Here is a 14,583-nt window from a genome sequence, read left to right on the forward strand (position 1 = left end):
GCGGCTCAGCCCACGTCCGGGACGAGCGCCTCGGTGATCTTCCGGGAGGCACGGCGGGCCTCGGTCGCCGGGTCGGCGCCCCGGAGCACCCGGGTCATGTACTCCTTGATCGGGTTGTCGGCCTCGACGTCGGCCCACTGAGGGGTGGTGGGGGTCGCCCGGCCGTGCGCCGCGCCCGCGGCCATGGCGGCGACCCCCTCCGCGCCGGTGACCTCGCCGGCCAGCGTGGTCTTGTTGGGCACGTAGTTCATGGCGCGGGCCAGTTCGGTGTCCCACTTGGCGCCGGTGAGCGCCCCGACGACGGTGGTCGCGGCGAACTGGTCGTCGGTGTTGCGCGGGACGACGAGGTCGGAGCCGCCGGTGAAGACGGTGCCGGGCCGGCCGGCGGTGCGGCCGGGCACGGGGAAGAAGCCGATCTTGTCCTTGAGTCCGGGGTTCTGCCGGACGATCGACTGGGCGAGCCCGGGCAGGGCGATGATCTGCGCGACCTCGCCGCCGGCGAACACCCCGGCGTGCGGCGGGTGTTCCTCGTCGGCGTCCGCGGGGCCCCGGCCGAGTGCCTGGAGCCGCCGGTAGAAGTCCATGCCGCGCAGCGCGGCCGGGCTGTCCAGGGTGCCCCGCCACTCGTGGTCCTTCTCCTCGGCGAGTTCGCCGCCCTCGTCCCAGACGAACCCGGCGAGCGTGTACCAGTCCTGGCCCGCGAGGTAGATGCCCTGGTTCCCGCCGCTGTTCAGCTTCTCGGTGGCGGCGAGCCATTCCCCGCGCGTCCGCGGCGGGCGGGTGATGCCGGCCTGCCGGAACAGGTCCTTGCGGTAGATGACGACCCGGTTGGCCGCGTACCAGGGGATGCCGTACTGCTTGTTGCCGTCCTTGCCGGGCTCGGCGAGGCCGGGCAGCCACGTGTCCTTGCCCCAGTCCCGCATCGACTCCAGGGTGAGGTCCGCCAGCCGGCCGCCGTCGGCGTACAGCGGCACCTGGGTGTTGCCGACCTCGATGACGTCCGGGCCGTCGCCGGAGGGTGCCTTGAGCGCGCCGCGGACCTTCTCGACGATGCCGGTCCATTCCTGGATGCGGATGTCGAGGCGCAGGTCGTCGTGGGTGCGCTCGAAGTCCTCGGTGAACCGCCGCAGGAACTCCTTGGAGGCGCTGTCCTTCATCAGCCAGACGGTGACGGTCGTCCGCTCCTCGTCGCCGCCGGGGAGCATCCCGCAGGCGCTGACGAGGGAGCCGGTGACACAGAGGAGGGCGAGCAGACGACGTCTCACGAGGGGTCCTGTTCTGTCTGGCGAGGGTCCTGGGACAGGGGTGGGGGCCCGACGTGGGGGGCGGAGCGCGGGGGCTCGTACGGGTGTGCTGGATTTTGGTATGGACCAATCGAGAGGTCAAGCGCTACCGCGTGGTACGCCCGGGACGCCGTGCGCGGACCGCGCGGATGGTGCACGGTGGAGTACGGCGTGACACGTAAGGAGCACCCGCATGACGAACCACACCTACCGGGTCACCGAGATCGTCGGCACCTCGCACGAGGGCGTCGACCAGGCCATCCGCAACGGCATCGCCCGCGCCGACCAGACGCTGCGCAATCTGGACTGGTTCGAGGTGACCCAGGTCCGCGGCCAGATCGAGGACGGCCGGATCGAGCACTACCAGGTGGGCCTGAAGGTCGGCTTCCGCATCGAGGACGGCGCCTGAGCCGCCCCGGCGCGCGTCAGGTGCGGCCCTCCCGCTCCTGTGCCTCCTCCAGCGCGGCCGACTTCCGCGCCCAGCGCGCCCGTACGACGGCGAAACCGGCGCGTTCGGCGTCGTCGCAGACCAGCTCGTCGTCGTCCACGAGCACCCGGACCTCGCGGCCCCGGGCGAGCCGGCGCAGGATCCCCAGCTTGGTGAGCCGGGCCGGTCTGCGATCGGCGTCGTCCCGCATGAACACCCGGCCCTTCGGCAGTCCGTGGGCCGCGAGCCACTCCAGGGTGTCCCGGCGGTACCGCTCGGGGCGGCCGGTCAGATAGACGACCTCGCAGGCACGGGCGCTCTCCACGGCCAGCGCCACGCCCTCGGCGAGCGGCGGGTCCGCGGGCGCGGCGGCGAAGAACGCGGCCCAGTTCCGCCGCCGGCCCTCCAGGAAGTGCTGGCGGTGGGCGGTGTCGGCCAGCGTGTTGTCGAGGTCGAACACGGCGATCGGCGGCCCGCTGCGGTCGGTCACACGGGCCACCCTAGTCAGTCCCCGGCGCCCGGCAACCCGCCCGGACGGCCGGGGGGCCAACGGGGCCGGGGCCCGGGGACGGACCGGGCCGCCGGCCGTCCGCGCGGCCTCGTGCGCAAAGCCTCGGCCCCGGCCTGCGCCCGGCCACCGCGCCGAGCCGCGCCGGCCCCCTGCCGCCGGCCTCCGCGCGGGGCACCGCACGGTCGGCCGCGCGCGTAGCCGCACGCCGACCGGGGCGGGCCCGGGAATCCCGTGCGCGTCCGCGCGTTGAACCCCGTGTGAGCAGCACAGTGATCAGCCGGACCCGGTTCTCCCTCCTCGACCGCTCCCGCACCCGTCAGGGCCGCCCGCCGGCCGAGGCGCTGCGGGACACCGTCGCGCTGGCCCGGGAGGCGGAGGCGCTCGGCTACCACCGGTTCTGGGTGTCCGAGCACCACGGGGTGCCGGGCGTCGCCGGGTCCGCGCCGACCGTGCTCGCCGCCGCCGTCGCCGCGGCCACCCGCACCATCCGGGTCGGCACCGGCGGGGTCATGCTGCCCAACCACCGGCCCCTGGTCGTCGCCGAGCAGTTCGGGGTGCTGGAGGCGCTGTTCCCGGGGCGGATCGACATGGGGCTCGGCCGCTCCGTGGGGTTCACGGACGGGGTGCGCAAGGCGCTCGGCCGGGACAAGGGCGACGCCGAGGGCTTCGCGGCGCAGCTCGGCGAACTGCTCGACTGGTTCACCGGCGGCTCGCCGACCGGGGTGCGGGCCCGTCCCTCGGAAGGCCTGACCGTGCCGCCGTTCGTGCTGGCGCTGGGCGAGGGCGCACGCGTCGCGGCCCGCGCGGGCCTGCCCCTGGTCATCGGCAATCTGCGGGGCCGGGAGAAGATGCTGCGCGGCATCGACCAGTACCGCTCCCTGTTCCGCCCCTCGCGCTGGGCGGCCGAGCCGTACGTGGTGATCTCCGGCACGGTCGCGGTCGCCGGCACCGAGGCCGAGGCGCGCCGGCTGCTGGTCCCCGAGGCCTGGTCGCTGGCGTACTCCCGCACCCACGGCACCTTCCCGCCGCTCGCTCCCGCCGAGTCGGTTCGGGCGCGCACGATGACGGCGAGGGAACGGGACCTCTACGAATCGGCGCTCACCGGGCACCTCGCGGGCACCCCGGAGCGGGTCGCGCGGGAGCTGGAGACGGTGCTGGCGGAGACGGGCGCCCAGGAGGTGCTCGTCACGACCAGCACTTACGACCGCACGGCCCTGCTGGACTCCTACCGGCGGCTCGCCGCGCTGTTCGCGCCCGGCCGGTGAAGGCCGTTCCGAGATGCGGTTCCGGCGCGGGCCGGTGACTCTGGGAGGGCAAGCCTGTCAGCGACGAGGAGGGCTGCCATGTCCTTCATGGACAAGATCAAGGGCATGCTCAAGGGCCACGAGAGCACGGCCGACAAGGGCATCGACAAGGGCGGCGACTATCTCGACCAGCGCACCGGGAACAAGTACCGGTCGCAGGTCGACACCGGTCAGGACAAGCTGAGGGACAAGTTCGGCACCCGGCCGCAGGACCCCGGCAACCCCCCGCGGTAGTGGCGCACGGGGGCGGATAGAGTTCCCCGGTGCACACCCCCCACGACCCCTTCGTCCGCGTCCGCGGCGCCCGCGAGCACAACCTCAAGAGCGTGGACGTGGACATCCCCCGCGACGTACTGGCCGTGTTCACCGGGGTCTCCGGCTCGGGGAAGTCCTCCCTGGCGTTCGGCACCGTCTACGCCGAGGCCCAGCGGCGGTACTTCGAGTCGGTCGCGCCGTACGCGCGCCGGCTGATCCACCAGGTCGGGGCCCCGAAGGTCGGCGAGATCACCGGGCTGCCCCCGGCGGTCTCGCTCCAGCAGCGCCGCTCGTCGCCCACCTCGCGCTCCTCGGTGGGCACGGTCACCAACCTCTCCAACTCACTGCGGATGCTGTTCTCCCGGGCCGGCCGCTATCCGCCCGGCGCCGAGCGGCTCGACTCGGACGCCTTCTCACCGAACACGGCGGCCGGCGCCTGCCCCCGCTGCCACGGCCTCGGGCAGGTGCACGGGACGACCGAGGAACTCCTGGTCCCGGACCCCTCGCTGTCCATCCGCGAGGGGGCGATCGCGGCGTGGCCGGGCGCCTGGCAGGGCAAGAACCTGCGGGACATCCTGGACACGCTCGGCTACGACGTGGACCGGCCCTGGCGGGAGCTGCCCGCCGAGCAGCGCGACTGGATCCTGTTCACCGACGAGCAGCCGGTGGTCACCGTCCACCCGGTGCGGGACGCCGACCGCATCCAGCGGCCCTACCAGGGCACCTACACGAGCGCCCGCCGGTATGTGCTGAAGACGTTCTCCGACACCAAGTCGGCCACCCTGCGGGCGAAGGCCGAGCGGTTCCTGACCAGCACCCCGTGCCCGGCCTGCGGCGGCAGCCGGCTGCGGCCCGAGGCGCTCGCGGTGACCTACGGCGGCCGGAACATCGCCGAGCTGGCGGCGCTGCCGCTGACCGGCCTCGCGGACCTGCCGGACGGGGACGACGAGACGGCGAGGGTCCTCACGGCCGACCTGAAGTCCCGGATCGCGCCGGTGGTCGAACTGGGCCTCGGCTACCTCAGCCTGGACCGGGCCGCGCCCACGCTCTCCGCGGGCGAGCTGCAACGGCTGCGGCTGGCCACCCAGTTGCGGTCCGGGCTGTTCGGCGTGGTGTACGTGCTGGACGAGCCGTCCGCCGGGCTGCACCCGGCGGACACCGAGGCGCTGATCGCCGTCCTGGACCGGCTGAAGGCGGCCGGGAACTCGGTGTTCGTGGTGGAACACCATCTGGACGTGGTGCGCGGCGCCGACTGGGTGGTGGACGTGGGCCCCGGCGCGGGCGAGCACGGCGGGCGGGTGCTGTACAGCGGGCCGCCGGCCGAGCTGGCGTCGGTGGCGGGGTCGGCGACGGCCGCCTACCTCTTCGACGAGGCGCCCGGGCCGACGCGCGAGGTCCGCGAGCCGCGCGGCTGGCTGACGGTGGGCCCGGTGACCCGGCACAACCTGCGCGCGGTGACGGCCCGGTTCCCGCTCGGCGCGTTCACCGCGGTCACCGGTGTCTCCGGTTCCGGGAAGTCCACGCTCGTCGGGGAGCTGACGCAGGAGCTGCCGGGGGTGGGGCGGCTGGTCCGGGTCGACCAGAGGCCCATCGGGCGCACCCCGCGCTCCAACCTGGCGACGTACACGGGCCTGTTCGACGTCGTCCGGAAGGTGTTCGCCGGCACCGAGGAGGCGCGGGCGCGCGGGTACGGCGTCGGGCGGTTCTCCTTCAACGTGCCCGGAGGGCGCTGCGAGACCTGCCAGGGCGAGGGGTTCGTCAGCGTGGAGCTGCTGTTCCTGCCGAGCACCTACGCGCCCTGCCCGGACTGCGCCGGCGCCCGCTACCGCCCCGAGACGCTCCGGGTGACCTACCGCGGCCGGAACATCGCCGAGGTGCTGGACCTGACCGTGGAGGCCGCGGCGGAGTTCTTCGCGGACACCCCGGGCGCCGCCCGGAGCCTGGGCGCCCTGCTGGACGTGGGCCTGGGGTATCTGCGGCTCGGGCAGCCGGCGACCGAGCTGTCCGGCGGGGAGGCGCAGCGGATCAAGCTGGCGAGCGAACTCCAGCGGGGGCGCCGGGGCCACACCCTGTACCTGCTGGACGAGCCGACGACCGGACTGCACCCGGCCGACGTGGAGGTGCTGACGGACCGGTTGCACGGGCTGGTCGACGCCGGGCACACGGTCGTCGTGGTGGAGCACGACATGACGGTGGTCGCGGGCGCCGACTGGGTGATCGACCTCGGCCCGGGCGGCGGCGACCGGGGCGGCCGCGTGGTGGCGGAAGGCCCGCCGGACCGGGTGTCCCGGGCCGGGGACAGCGCGACGGCGCCCTATCTGGCGCGGGTCATGCCCTGAGCGCCGTGGCCGCCACGGATCCGCCGTCAGGCTCCGAGTGCCGCACGGCCCGCCCGTCGGCCGGGGCCGGGCGGCCGGATTTGGGCGCCGGCGACCAGGGCCGCGTGGGTCCAGGCGGGCTCGGGTGCGGCCGGCTGGGCCGCGCGGGCCAGGGTACGCCGGTCGGGGTGGGTGCCCGGCCGGATCAGCGGCCGTATCTCCACCTCGGCGACCAGGCCGCGGGTCCGGGCCACCCGCCACAGCGAGGCCGCCAGGGTGTCCTCGCCGACGAAGGCCGCCGCGGTGCCGGGGCCCCCGTCGTGCCGCCGGTAGCGCAGGCCGACCGGTTGGACGGGCACGCCCGCGTCGAGGGCGGCCTGGAAGGCGGCGCGGCGGAAGCGGCCCTGGGCGCGCCCGCACCAGGTGCTGCCCTCGGGGAAGACGGTCACCGCCCCGCCCCCGCGCAGGGTGCCGGCGATCCGGGCCACCGTGCCGGGCAGCGTGCGCAACCGGTCCCGGTCGATGAACAGGGTCCCGCCGCGCGCGACGACCGCGCCCGCCACGGGCCAGCGCCGGACCTCGGCCTTGGCGAGCATCCTGGCCGGGCGTACGGCGGCGAGCAGCGGGACGTCCAGCCAGGAGACGTGGTTGGCGACCAGCAGCAGCCCGCCGCCCGGCGGGGCGGCGCCGGTGATCCGGACCCGCACCCCCGCGGCCCGCACGATCAGCCGGCACCACCGCCGGATCCACTCGGCGGGGATCCTCTCCCCGAAGGGGGACAGCGCGATCCCGGCCAGCACCAGGGCCGCGACGGCGGTCAGCCGCAGCACGGCCCTGGGGACGGACGCGGCGGCCCGGGCGGGCTGGACGCAGGCGCCCGGGGTGCACGGCGCGGTGGGCAGCCAGCCGCTCATCAGGCCGGGACGAGGGAGAGGAAGTGCCGCAGGTAGCGGGGGTCGACCCGGTGCATCGGCAGCAGGACGTAGAGGTCGGCGACGCCGAAGTCGGGGTCGTGCGCGGGTTCGCCGCACACCCAGGCGCCGAGCCGGAGGTAGCCGCGCAGCAGGGCGGGCAGCTCGGTGCGGGCGGCCGGGGCGCCGGCGGGCGCGGTCCACGGCAGCAGCGGCCGGACCCGGAACTCCTCGGGCGCCAGGTGGCGTTCGCGCACCCGCTGCCAGGTGCCGGTGGCGAGGGCGCCGCCGTCGGCGAGCGGCAGGGAGCAGCAGCCCGCCAGCCACGCGTGGCCCCGTTCGGTCATGTAGCGGGCTATGCCGGCCCAGATCAGGCCGATGACGGCGCCGTCGCGGTGGTCCGGGTGGACGCAGGAGCGGCCGACCTCGACCAGGTGCGGCCGGATCGTGTCGAGCGCGGCGAGGTCGAACTCGCCCTCGGAGTACAGCCGCCCGGCGACGGCGGCCCGCTCGGGCGGCAGCAGCCGGTAGGTGCCGACGACCTGCCCGGTCGTCTCCTCGCGGACGAGGAGGTGGTCGCAGTAGGCGTCGAAGGCGTCGATGTCGTACCCCGGTTCCGGGGTGCCCAGCAGGGCTCCCATCTCCCCGGCGAAGACGTCGTGCCGCAGCCGCTGCGCGGCACGCACGTCGGCCTCGTCGCGGGCGAGGGTTACGGTGTAGCGGGCGGGTGCCGCGGGCTGCGGGGAACGGTCGAGGGTGGGAACGCCGGTCATGGCTACTCCTGGGCACGGGCCGGGTCGGCAGGGGCGGCGGGCCCGTGCGTGCGGCCCGCCGTTCCTGTTCTTCCGAGACCGGTTGGCGCGCGTGTGACCGGTGCCAGGAGCGCGGATGTGGGGGTGGTGAACGCCTTGGTCGGCCGTCCTCGGCGGGCGGGGCCCGGAACACCAGACGGGGCCGGGTGAGCACCTCCCCGGCCCCGCCCGCCCGCCACTGGTCGGCGAACGTCCTCAGGTGGCGGCTACCTCTTGCCCGCCTTGCGGGTGGCCCGCAGCCACTCCTTGTTCATGCCGGTGATGGACACCAGCGGGATGCCCTTGGGGCAGGCCGTGGCGCACTCGCCGGTGAGCGTGCACCCGCCGAAGCCCTCGGCGTCCATCTGGGCCACCATGTCCAGCACCCGCGTCTCCCGCTCGGGTGCGCCCTGGGGCAGCACGTTGAGGTGGTTGACCTTGGCGGAGGTGAAGAGCATCGCCGCGCCGTTGGGGCACGCGGCCACGCACGCCCCGCAGCCGATGCACTCGGCGTGCTCGAACGCGAAGTCGGCGTCGGCCTTGGGCACCGGGGTGGCGTGGGCCTCCGGCGCGGAGCCGGTGGGGGCGGTGATGTAGCCGCCGGCCTGGATGATCCGGTCGAACGCCGAGCGGTCCACCACCAGGTCCTTGATCACCGGGAACGCGGACGCCCGCCACGGCTCGACGTCGATCGTGTCGCCGTCCGCGAAGGACCGCATGTGCAGCTGGCAGGTGGTGGTGCGCTCCGGCCCGTGCGCGTCGCCGTTGATGACGAGGCTGCACGCGCCGCAGATGCCCTCGCGGCAGTCGTGGTCGAAGGCGACGGGTTCCTCACCGGACAGGATGAGCTGTTCGTTGAGGACGTCCAGCATCTCCAGGAAGGACATGTCGGGCGAGATGTCGTCCACCTCGTAGGTGGACATCGCTCCTTCGGCGCCGGCGTTCTTCTGCCGCCAGACGCGCAGGGTGAGCTTCATGCGTAGCTCCGCTGGGTGGGATGGACGTACTCGAAGACCAGGTCTTCCTTGTGCAGGACGGGAGCCTCGCCGGTGCCGGTGAACTCCCAGGCGGCGGCGTAGGAGAACTCCTCGTCCCTGCGGGCGGCCTCGCCGTCGGGGGTCTGGGACTCCTCGCGGAAATGGCCGCCGCACGACTCGGCGCGGTGCAGCGCGTCGAGGCACATCAGCTCGGCGAGCTCCAGGTAGTCGACGACGCGGTTGGCCTTCTCCAGCGACTGGTTGAACTCCTCGCCGGTGCCGGGCACCTTGATGCGCCGCCAGAACTCCTCGCGGATCTGCGGGATGCGCTCCAGGGCCTTGCGCAGCCCCGTGTCGGTGCGGGCCATGCCGCAGAACTCCCACATCAGCTCGCCGAGTTCGCGGTGGAAGGAGTCCGGGGTGCGGTCGCCGTCCACGGCCAGCAGCAGGTTGATCCGGTCCTCGGTCTCGGCCAGCGCCTCCTGGACGACCGGGTGCGCGTCGGTGACCGGGTCCTGGTGGGGATTGCGGGCGAGGTAGTCGTTGATGGTGGCCGGCAGCACGAAGTAGCCGTCGGCCAGGCCCTGCATCAGGGCGGAGGCGCCGAGCCGGTTGGCGCCGTGGTCGGAGAAGTTGGCCTCGCCGATGGCGAACAGGCCGGGGATGGTGGTCTGCAGGTCGTAGTCGACCCACAGGCCGCCCATCGTGTAGTGCACGGCCGGGTAGATGCGCATCGGCACCTGGTACGGATCCTCGTCGGTGATCCGCTGGTACATGTCGAAGAGGTTGCCGTACTTGGCCTCGACGGCCCCCCGTCCCATGCGTTCGATGGCGTCGGCGAAGTCCAGGTAGACGCCCTGGCCGCCGGGGCCGACCCCCCTGCCCTCGTCGCAGACGTTCTTCGCGGCGCGGGAGGCGATGTCCCGGGGCACCAGGTTGCCGAAGGAGGGGTAGATGCGTTCCAGGTAGTAGTCGCGCTCGTCCTCGGGGATCCGGTGCGGCGGCCGGGTGTCGCCCTTGGCCTTGGGCACCCAGATCCGGCCGTCGTTGCGCAGCGACTCGCTCATCAGGGTCAGCTTGGACTGGTGGTCGCCGGTGCGCGGGATGCAGGTGGGGTGGATCTGGGTGAAGCAGGGGTTGGCGAAGTAGGCGCCGCGCCGGTGCGCCCGCCAGATCGCGGTCGCGTTGGAGTTCATGGCGTTGGTCGACAGGTAGAAGACGTTGCCGTAGCCGCCGGAGGCGAGGACGACGGCGTCCGCGAAGTACGTGCCGATCTCTCCGGTGACCAGGTCCCGGGCGACGATGCCGCGAGCCCGTCCGTCGACGACGATCAGGTCCAGCATCTCGGTGCGCGGGTGCAGCTCCACGTTCCCGGCGGCGATCTGCCGGGACAGCGCCTGGTAGGCGCCGAGCAGGAGCTGCTGGCCGGTCTGGCCGCGGGCGTAGAAGGTGCGGGAGACCTGGACGCCGCCGAAGGAGCGGGTGTCGAGCAGGCCGCCGTACTCGCGGGCGAACGGCACGCCCTGGGCCACGCACTGGTCGATGATCTCCACGGAGATCTGCGCGAGGCGGTGCACGTTGGACTCGCGGGCGCGGAAGTCGCCGCCCTTGACGGTGTCGTAGAACAGCCGGTGGACGGAGTCACCGTCGTTGCGGTAGTTCTTCGCCGCGTTGATGCCGCCTTGCGCGGCGATGGAGTGGGCCCGGCGCGGGGAGTCCTGGTAGCAGAACTGGACGACGTGGTAGCCCTGTTCGGCGAGGGTGGCGCCGGCGGAGCCGCCCGCGAGGCCGGTGCCCACCACGATCACCGTGTGCTTGCGCCGGTTGGCCGGGTTGACCAGCTTGGCCTCGAACCGGCGCTTGTCCCAGCGCTCGTGGACCGGGCCGGACGGGGCCTTGGTGTCGGCCACCGGCGCACCGGTCGCGTAGTCGGTGTAGGTCATGGTCAGCTCACCACTCCGGTCATGACGCCCACGGGTACGGCGATGAAGCCGGCCGTGAGCAGCAGCGCGAGGACGTCGGCGACGGTCTTCAGGGCGCGGTCGCGGGCGCGGCTGCCGACGCCGAGGGTCTGGGCGGCGCTCCAGAAGCCGTGCCGGATGTGCAGGCCGAGCGCGAGCATCGCGACGATGTAGACGACGTTGCCGTACCAGGTGGAGAAGGTGTCCACGACGTTCTGGTACGGGTGTCCCTCCTGGAAGCCGCCGGGGTGCACGGTGCCGGTGGTCAGGTCGAGGATGTGCCAGACGATGAACAGCCCGAGGATGACACCGCCCCAGCGCATGGTGCGCGTCGCGTAGCTCGCCCGCGGCTTGGCGTGGACGTAGCGGGTGGGGCGGGCCTTGAGGTCGCGGCGGCTGAGCTGGTAGGCGGAGGTGGCGTGGGCGACCACGGCGACGATCAGGACGATCCGGATCAGCCAGAGCGTCCACTCGTAGTGCATGAACGGTTCGCCGACGGTGCGCAGCCAGTGCGCGTAGTGGTTGAACTCGTCGGGCCCGAAGAAGATCTTCAGGTTGCCGATGACGTGGGCGACCAGGTACAGCAGCATGATCACGCCGCTGACGGCCATGACCGTCTTCTTGCCGACGGAGCTGTCCCACACGGTACGCGCCATGGACGGCCGTCGGTCCGTCCGCGTTGCCAGAGCCATGGGACAGCACGCTAGGGCCGAAGGTCCCGATCGGTCCAAGACATGATGCAGCTTGTTTCCATAGTCTGTGGCTATTGTGGCTGGATGCAGTTCCCACAGCTCCAGTACTTCGTGGCCGTCGCCGAGACCCGGCACTTCACCCGGGCCGCCGAGCGCGTGCACGTGGCCCAGCCGTCGCTGTCGCAGCAGATCAAGGCGCTGGAGCGGGAGCTGGGCGCGGATCTGTTCCTGCGCGCCCGGGGCAACATCACGCTCACCGACGCGGGCGAGGCGCTGCTGCCACTGGCCCGGCGGATCCTGGCCGACGCGGACACCGCCCGGCACGAGGTGCAGGAGCTGGTGCAGCTGCGGCGGGGGCGGGTGCGGCTGGGGGCGACGCCGAGCCTGTGCACCGGGCTGCTGCCGGACGTGCTGCACGCCTTCCACGACCGGTACCCGGGCATCCGGCTGCTGATCGAGGAGGGCGGCTCGCACGACCTGGTGCGGGAGCTGGCGCGCGGGGCGCTCGACCTGGCGCTGGTCGTGCTGCCGCTGCCGACGCCGGCGCCCGCGCTGACCACGGTGGAGCTGCTGCGCGAGGACCTGGTGGTGGTGTCCTCGCCCGAGGCACCCGCGCCCGGCCGAGGCGGGCGGGTGATCCGCATCGCCGACCTGGCGGGCGAACGGCTGGTGATGTTCCGGCACGGCTACGACCTGCGGGAGCTGACCGTGGCCGCGTGCCGGGCCGAGGGCTTCGAGCCGGACTTCGCGGTGGAGGGCGGCGAGATGGACGCGGTGCTGGGCTTCGTCCGGGCCGGGCTGGGGGTGGCGGTGGTGCCGCGCATGGTCGCCACCCGGGCCGGGCGCGGGCTGCGGGTGACCCCGCTGGCCCGGCCCGGTCTGCACCGTACGATCGCGCTCGCCCACCGCAGCGACGTGGCCCCGCCGCGGGCGGCGCGGGAGTTGCAGCGGATGCTGCTGGAGCGCTGAGCCCGGGCTCAGCCGAGGAGGGCGGGCCTGAGCACCTCCTCGCACCACCGGCGGAAGCCGGTCGGCGCGGTGTCGGGGGTGACGGGCACGCCGGCGCCGTAGAAGTCCTGGCGGGTGAGGGCGCGCATCATGTCGGCCAGGCCCCGGGCGGCGTCCTCGCTCGCGCCGTACCGCAGGAGCGCGGCCCGCTGGTCGTCGGCGTCGATCCGGCGGAAGCGGACCGGCCGGCCCAGCACCTCGGACACCACCCGCGCCATGCCCTCGGGCGTGAGGTCGTCGGGACCGGCCAGCGGTACGTCGGCCTGGCCGGTCCAGGAGCCGTCCAGCAGCAGCCGCGCGGCCGTGGCGCCGATGTCCCGGGTGGCGCAGGTGCGCAGCACCCGGTCGCCGGGCACCGCCATGGTCAGCTCACCGCCGTCGCGGAGGGCGGCGGCCTGGGTGAGCAGGTTCTCCATCAGGTAGGGCGGGCACAGCGCGCGGTGGTGGACGCCGGTGGCCCGGATCTCGTCGTCGGCGGCCAGCGCGGCGGAGATCTGCCCGGCCCGCTCGGCGACCCCCCGGCCCAGGGTGGAGACGGCGACGACCCGCTCGACGCCCTGCGCCGCGACCGCGTCGGCCAGCGGCCGGGCGAAGGCGCGGAAGTGGCCCTCGACGCTGTCGGCGGCGAGTGACGGCGGCACCAGCCAGAACACCCGGTCGATGCCCGCGCACGCCTTGGCCATGACGTCGGGGTCGGCGTGCGAGCCGGGGACGGTCTCTACGCGGTCGCGTACCTCCGGGGCGAGCCGGGCGGGGTCGCGGACGACGACGCGCACCGGCCCCGCCGCGTCCCCGGCGGCGAGCAGGGAGGCGAGGACCTGGCCGCCGATCCGGCCGGTCGGGGTGGTCACGAGGATCATGAGGGGCTCCGTAAGGGTCTGCGGCGGGAGGAAGACGTGCCCGAGCCTGCCCGTGGGCCTCCGGGAACTGAAGGTCCGGCCGGCTCAGGGTTGTTACCCTCGGGGCAATACCGAGCGGAGGGGGTGCGGGTGGACTCCCGCCTGTTGCACTACTTCGTCGCCGTGGCCGAGGAACTGAACTTCGCCCGCGCCGCCGAGCGGCTGGGCATCTCCCCGCCGCCGCTGTCCCGCGCGATCCGCCGGCTGGAGGCCGAGCTGGGCGTGCCGCTGTTCGACCGGACCACGCACCACGTCGCGCTGACCGAGGCGGGTGAGGTGCTGCTGCCCGAGGCGCGGTTCGCGCTGGACGCCCTCCAGGCGGCCGGGCGGCGGGCGCGGCGCGCGGCCGGGCCGGACCGGAAGCTGGTCCTGGCGGTGAAGGCCGACGGCGACGCGGGCCTGCTGGAGCCCCTCCTGGAGCACTACGCCGCCCGGCCGGGCGCGCTGCCGGTGGCGGTCCGCCTGTGCGCCTGGCGGGAACAGCCCCGGCTGCTGCGGCGCGGGGAGGCCGACGTGGCGCTGCTGCACGAGCCGTTCGACCGCACCGGGCTGGACAGCGAGCCCCTGCTCGTCGAGGACCGGGTCGCCGCCCTCGGCGCGGCCCACCCCCTGGCCGCCCGGGACGGGGTCACCCTCGGCGACCTGGGGCTGCGGCCCGGGGAGCTGCACCGGTTCCTCGAGGAGACCCGGAGCGCGGGCCGGGACCTCGCCCAACTGCTCACGCTGATCGCGCTGGGCGACGCGGTGGCCGTGCTGCCGGCCTCCGTCGCCGGCCGCTATCCGCGTCCCGGGGTCGTCTACCGGACGGTCGCGGACGCGCCGCCCTCGGTGCTGGCCATCGCCTGGCCGCAGCAGTCCCGTTCCCTGGCCACGGCGGCGCTGGTGCGGTCGGCCACGAGCGTGGCCGCGGGAACGCGCGGCGCGGGGGCCGGCGTACCGGTCTCCGCGGACACGGCCGCCGGACCCCTCCCGGCCACGCACGGGCGGCGGACCGGCGCGGCGGACACCGGCCATCCGGCCACGTAGCCGACCGGCCCGGCAGACCTACGGCAGTCCACCCCTCGCGAGCACGAGACCGCCGCGTCCCGGCGCGCGAGGGACGGGACGGTGTGACGATCGACCGGGACCGGGCGCCACCGGGCCGCTTCCGGCCACGCACGGGCGGCGGACCCCGGCCACCCGGCCGCTCCCGGGCGCCCACACGTAGCCGACCGGCCCGGCGGACCTACGGCAGTCCACCCCCTCG

At 74.3% G+C, this 14,583-nt stretch carries 14 protein-coding genes; 6 read left to right on the forward strand and 8 right to left on the reverse strand.

Translation table 11 applies throughout. The features are described 5' to 3' along the window. Positions 1 to 5: 5 nt before the first annotated feature. A complete protein-coding gene (locus ACZ4W9_RS00640) occupies positions 6 to 1,265 on the reverse strand; it encodes an extracellular solute-binding protein (protein WP_467932217.1) in 1,260 nt (419 codons plus the stop codon). Positions 1,266 to 1,476: 211 nt separating this feature from the next. Between ACZ4W9_RS00640 and ACZ4W9_RS00645 the strand changes: the two genes are divergently transcribed. Beyond that, positions 1,477 to 1,692 carry a dodecin gene (locus ACZ4W9_RS00645; RefSeq protein ID WP_467932218.1) on the forward strand — a complete coding sequence of 72 codons (216 nt, stop codon included), beginning with the start codon at positions 1,477 to 1,479 and terminating at the stop codon, positions 1,690 to 1,692. A 16-nt stretch (positions 1,693 to 1,708) separates the two neighbouring features. Here the strand turns inward: ACZ4W9_RS00645 and ACZ4W9_RS00650 are convergent, their stop codons facing one another. Then, complete coding sequence (locus ACZ4W9_RS00650; protein ID WP_467932220.1) at positions 1,709 to 2,200, reverse strand: phosphatase domain-containing protein; 492 nt, start codon at positions 2,198 to 2,200, stop codon at positions 1,709 to 1,711. A 278-nt stretch (positions 2,201 to 2,478) separates the two neighbouring features. Here ACZ4W9_RS00650 and ACZ4W9_RS00655 point away from each other — a divergent pair, with 278 nt between their 5' ends. From ACZ4W9_RS00655 to ACZ4W9_RS00665, 3 genes are all read left to right on the forward strand, one after another. Then, the gene (locus tag ACZ4W9_RS00655) at positions 2,479 to 3,486 is read left to right on the forward strand and encodes an LLM class flavin-dependent oxidoreductase (RefSeq protein WP_467932221.1); all 1,008 of its coding nucleotides are present in this window, start codon (positions 2,479 to 2,481) and stop codon (positions 3,484 to 3,486) included. Positions 3,487 to 3,564: 78 nt separating this feature from the next. Beyond that, positions 3,565 to 3,759: an antitoxin gene (locus ACZ4W9_RS00660; RefSeq protein ID WP_467932222.1), complete on the forward strand. Its 195-nt coding sequence runs from the start codon at positions 3,565 to 3,567 to the stop codon at positions 3,757 to 3,759. A 29-nt stretch (positions 3,760 to 3,788) separates the two neighbouring features. Beyond that, positions 3,789 to 6,119, forward strand: a complete 2,331-nt coding sequence (locus ACZ4W9_RS00665; protein WP_467932223.1) for an ATP-binding cassette domain-containing protein — start codon at positions 3,789 to 3,791, stop codon at positions 6,117 to 6,119. Positions 6,120 to 6,145: 26 nt separating this feature from the next. Here ACZ4W9_RS00665 and ACZ4W9_RS00670 read toward each other — a convergent pair whose 3' ends face one another. The 5 genes from ACZ4W9_RS00670 to ACZ4W9_RS00690 form a co-directional block, all read right to left on the reverse strand. Further along, positions 6,146 to 7,012, reverse strand: coding sequence for a lysophospholipid acyltransferase family protein (locus ACZ4W9_RS00670; protein WP_467932225.1), 867 nt, complete (start codon positions 7,010 to 7,012; stop codon positions 6,146 to 6,148). Further along, a complete protein-coding gene (locus ACZ4W9_RS00675) occupies positions 7,012 to 7,782 on the reverse strand; it encodes a GNAT family N-acetyltransferase (RefSeq protein WP_467932226.1) in 771 nt (256 codons plus the stop codon). Before ACZ4W9_RS00675 ends, ACZ4W9_RS00670 begins: the two co-directional genes overlap by 1 nt. Positions 7,783 to 8,027: 245 nt before the next feature. After that, positions 8,028 to 8,777, reverse strand: a complete 750-nt coding sequence (locus tag ACZ4W9_RS00680; RefSeq protein ID WP_467932227.1) for a succinate dehydrogenase/fumarate reductase iron-sulfur subunit — start codon at positions 8,775 to 8,777, stop codon at positions 8,028 to 8,030. Beyond that, on the reverse strand, positions 8,774 to 10,720 hold the full coding sequence (locus tag ACZ4W9_RS00685; RefSeq protein ID WP_467932228.1) for a fumarate reductase/succinate dehydrogenase flavoprotein subunit: 1,947 nt from the start codon (positions 10,718 to 10,720) through the stop codon (positions 8,774 to 8,776). Before ACZ4W9_RS00685 ends, ACZ4W9_RS00680 begins: the two co-directional genes overlap by 4 nt. Positions 10,721 to 10,722: 2 nt before the next feature. Continuing rightward, positions 10,723 to 11,394, reverse strand: a complete 672-nt coding sequence (locus tag ACZ4W9_RS00690; protein ID WP_467932422.1) for a succinate dehydrogenase — start codon at positions 11,392 to 11,394, stop codon at positions 10,723 to 10,725. Positions 11,395 to 11,514: 120 nt separating this feature from the next. Here ACZ4W9_RS00690 and ACZ4W9_RS00695 point away from each other — a divergent pair, with 120 nt between their 5' ends. Beyond that, on the forward strand, positions 11,515 to 12,399 hold the full coding sequence (locus ACZ4W9_RS00695; RefSeq protein WP_467932229.1) for a LysR family transcriptional regulator: 885 nt from the start codon (positions 11,515 to 11,517) through the stop codon (positions 12,397 to 12,399). An 8-nt stretch (positions 12,400 to 12,407) separates the two neighbouring features. On the opposite strand, the gene ACZ4W9_RS00700 is transcribed toward ACZ4W9_RS00695, so the two are convergent. Continuing rightward, the gene (locus ACZ4W9_RS00700) at positions 12,408 to 13,298 is read right to left on the reverse strand and encodes an NAD(P)H-binding protein (RefSeq protein ID WP_467932230.1); all 891 of its coding nucleotides are present in this window, start codon (positions 13,296 to 13,298) and stop codon (positions 12,408 to 12,410) included. Between the two features lie 129 nt (positions 13,299 to 13,427). Between ACZ4W9_RS00700 and ACZ4W9_RS00705 the strand changes: the two genes are divergently transcribed. After that, complete coding sequence (locus ACZ4W9_RS00705; RefSeq protein WP_467932231.1) at positions 13,428 to 14,363, forward strand: LysR family transcriptional regulator; 936 nt, start codon at positions 13,428 to 13,430, stop codon at positions 14,361 to 14,363. Positions 14,364 to 14,583: the final 220 nt, after the last annotated feature.

Source organism: Streptomyces sp. NPDC029296 (genome assembly GCF_055569255.1).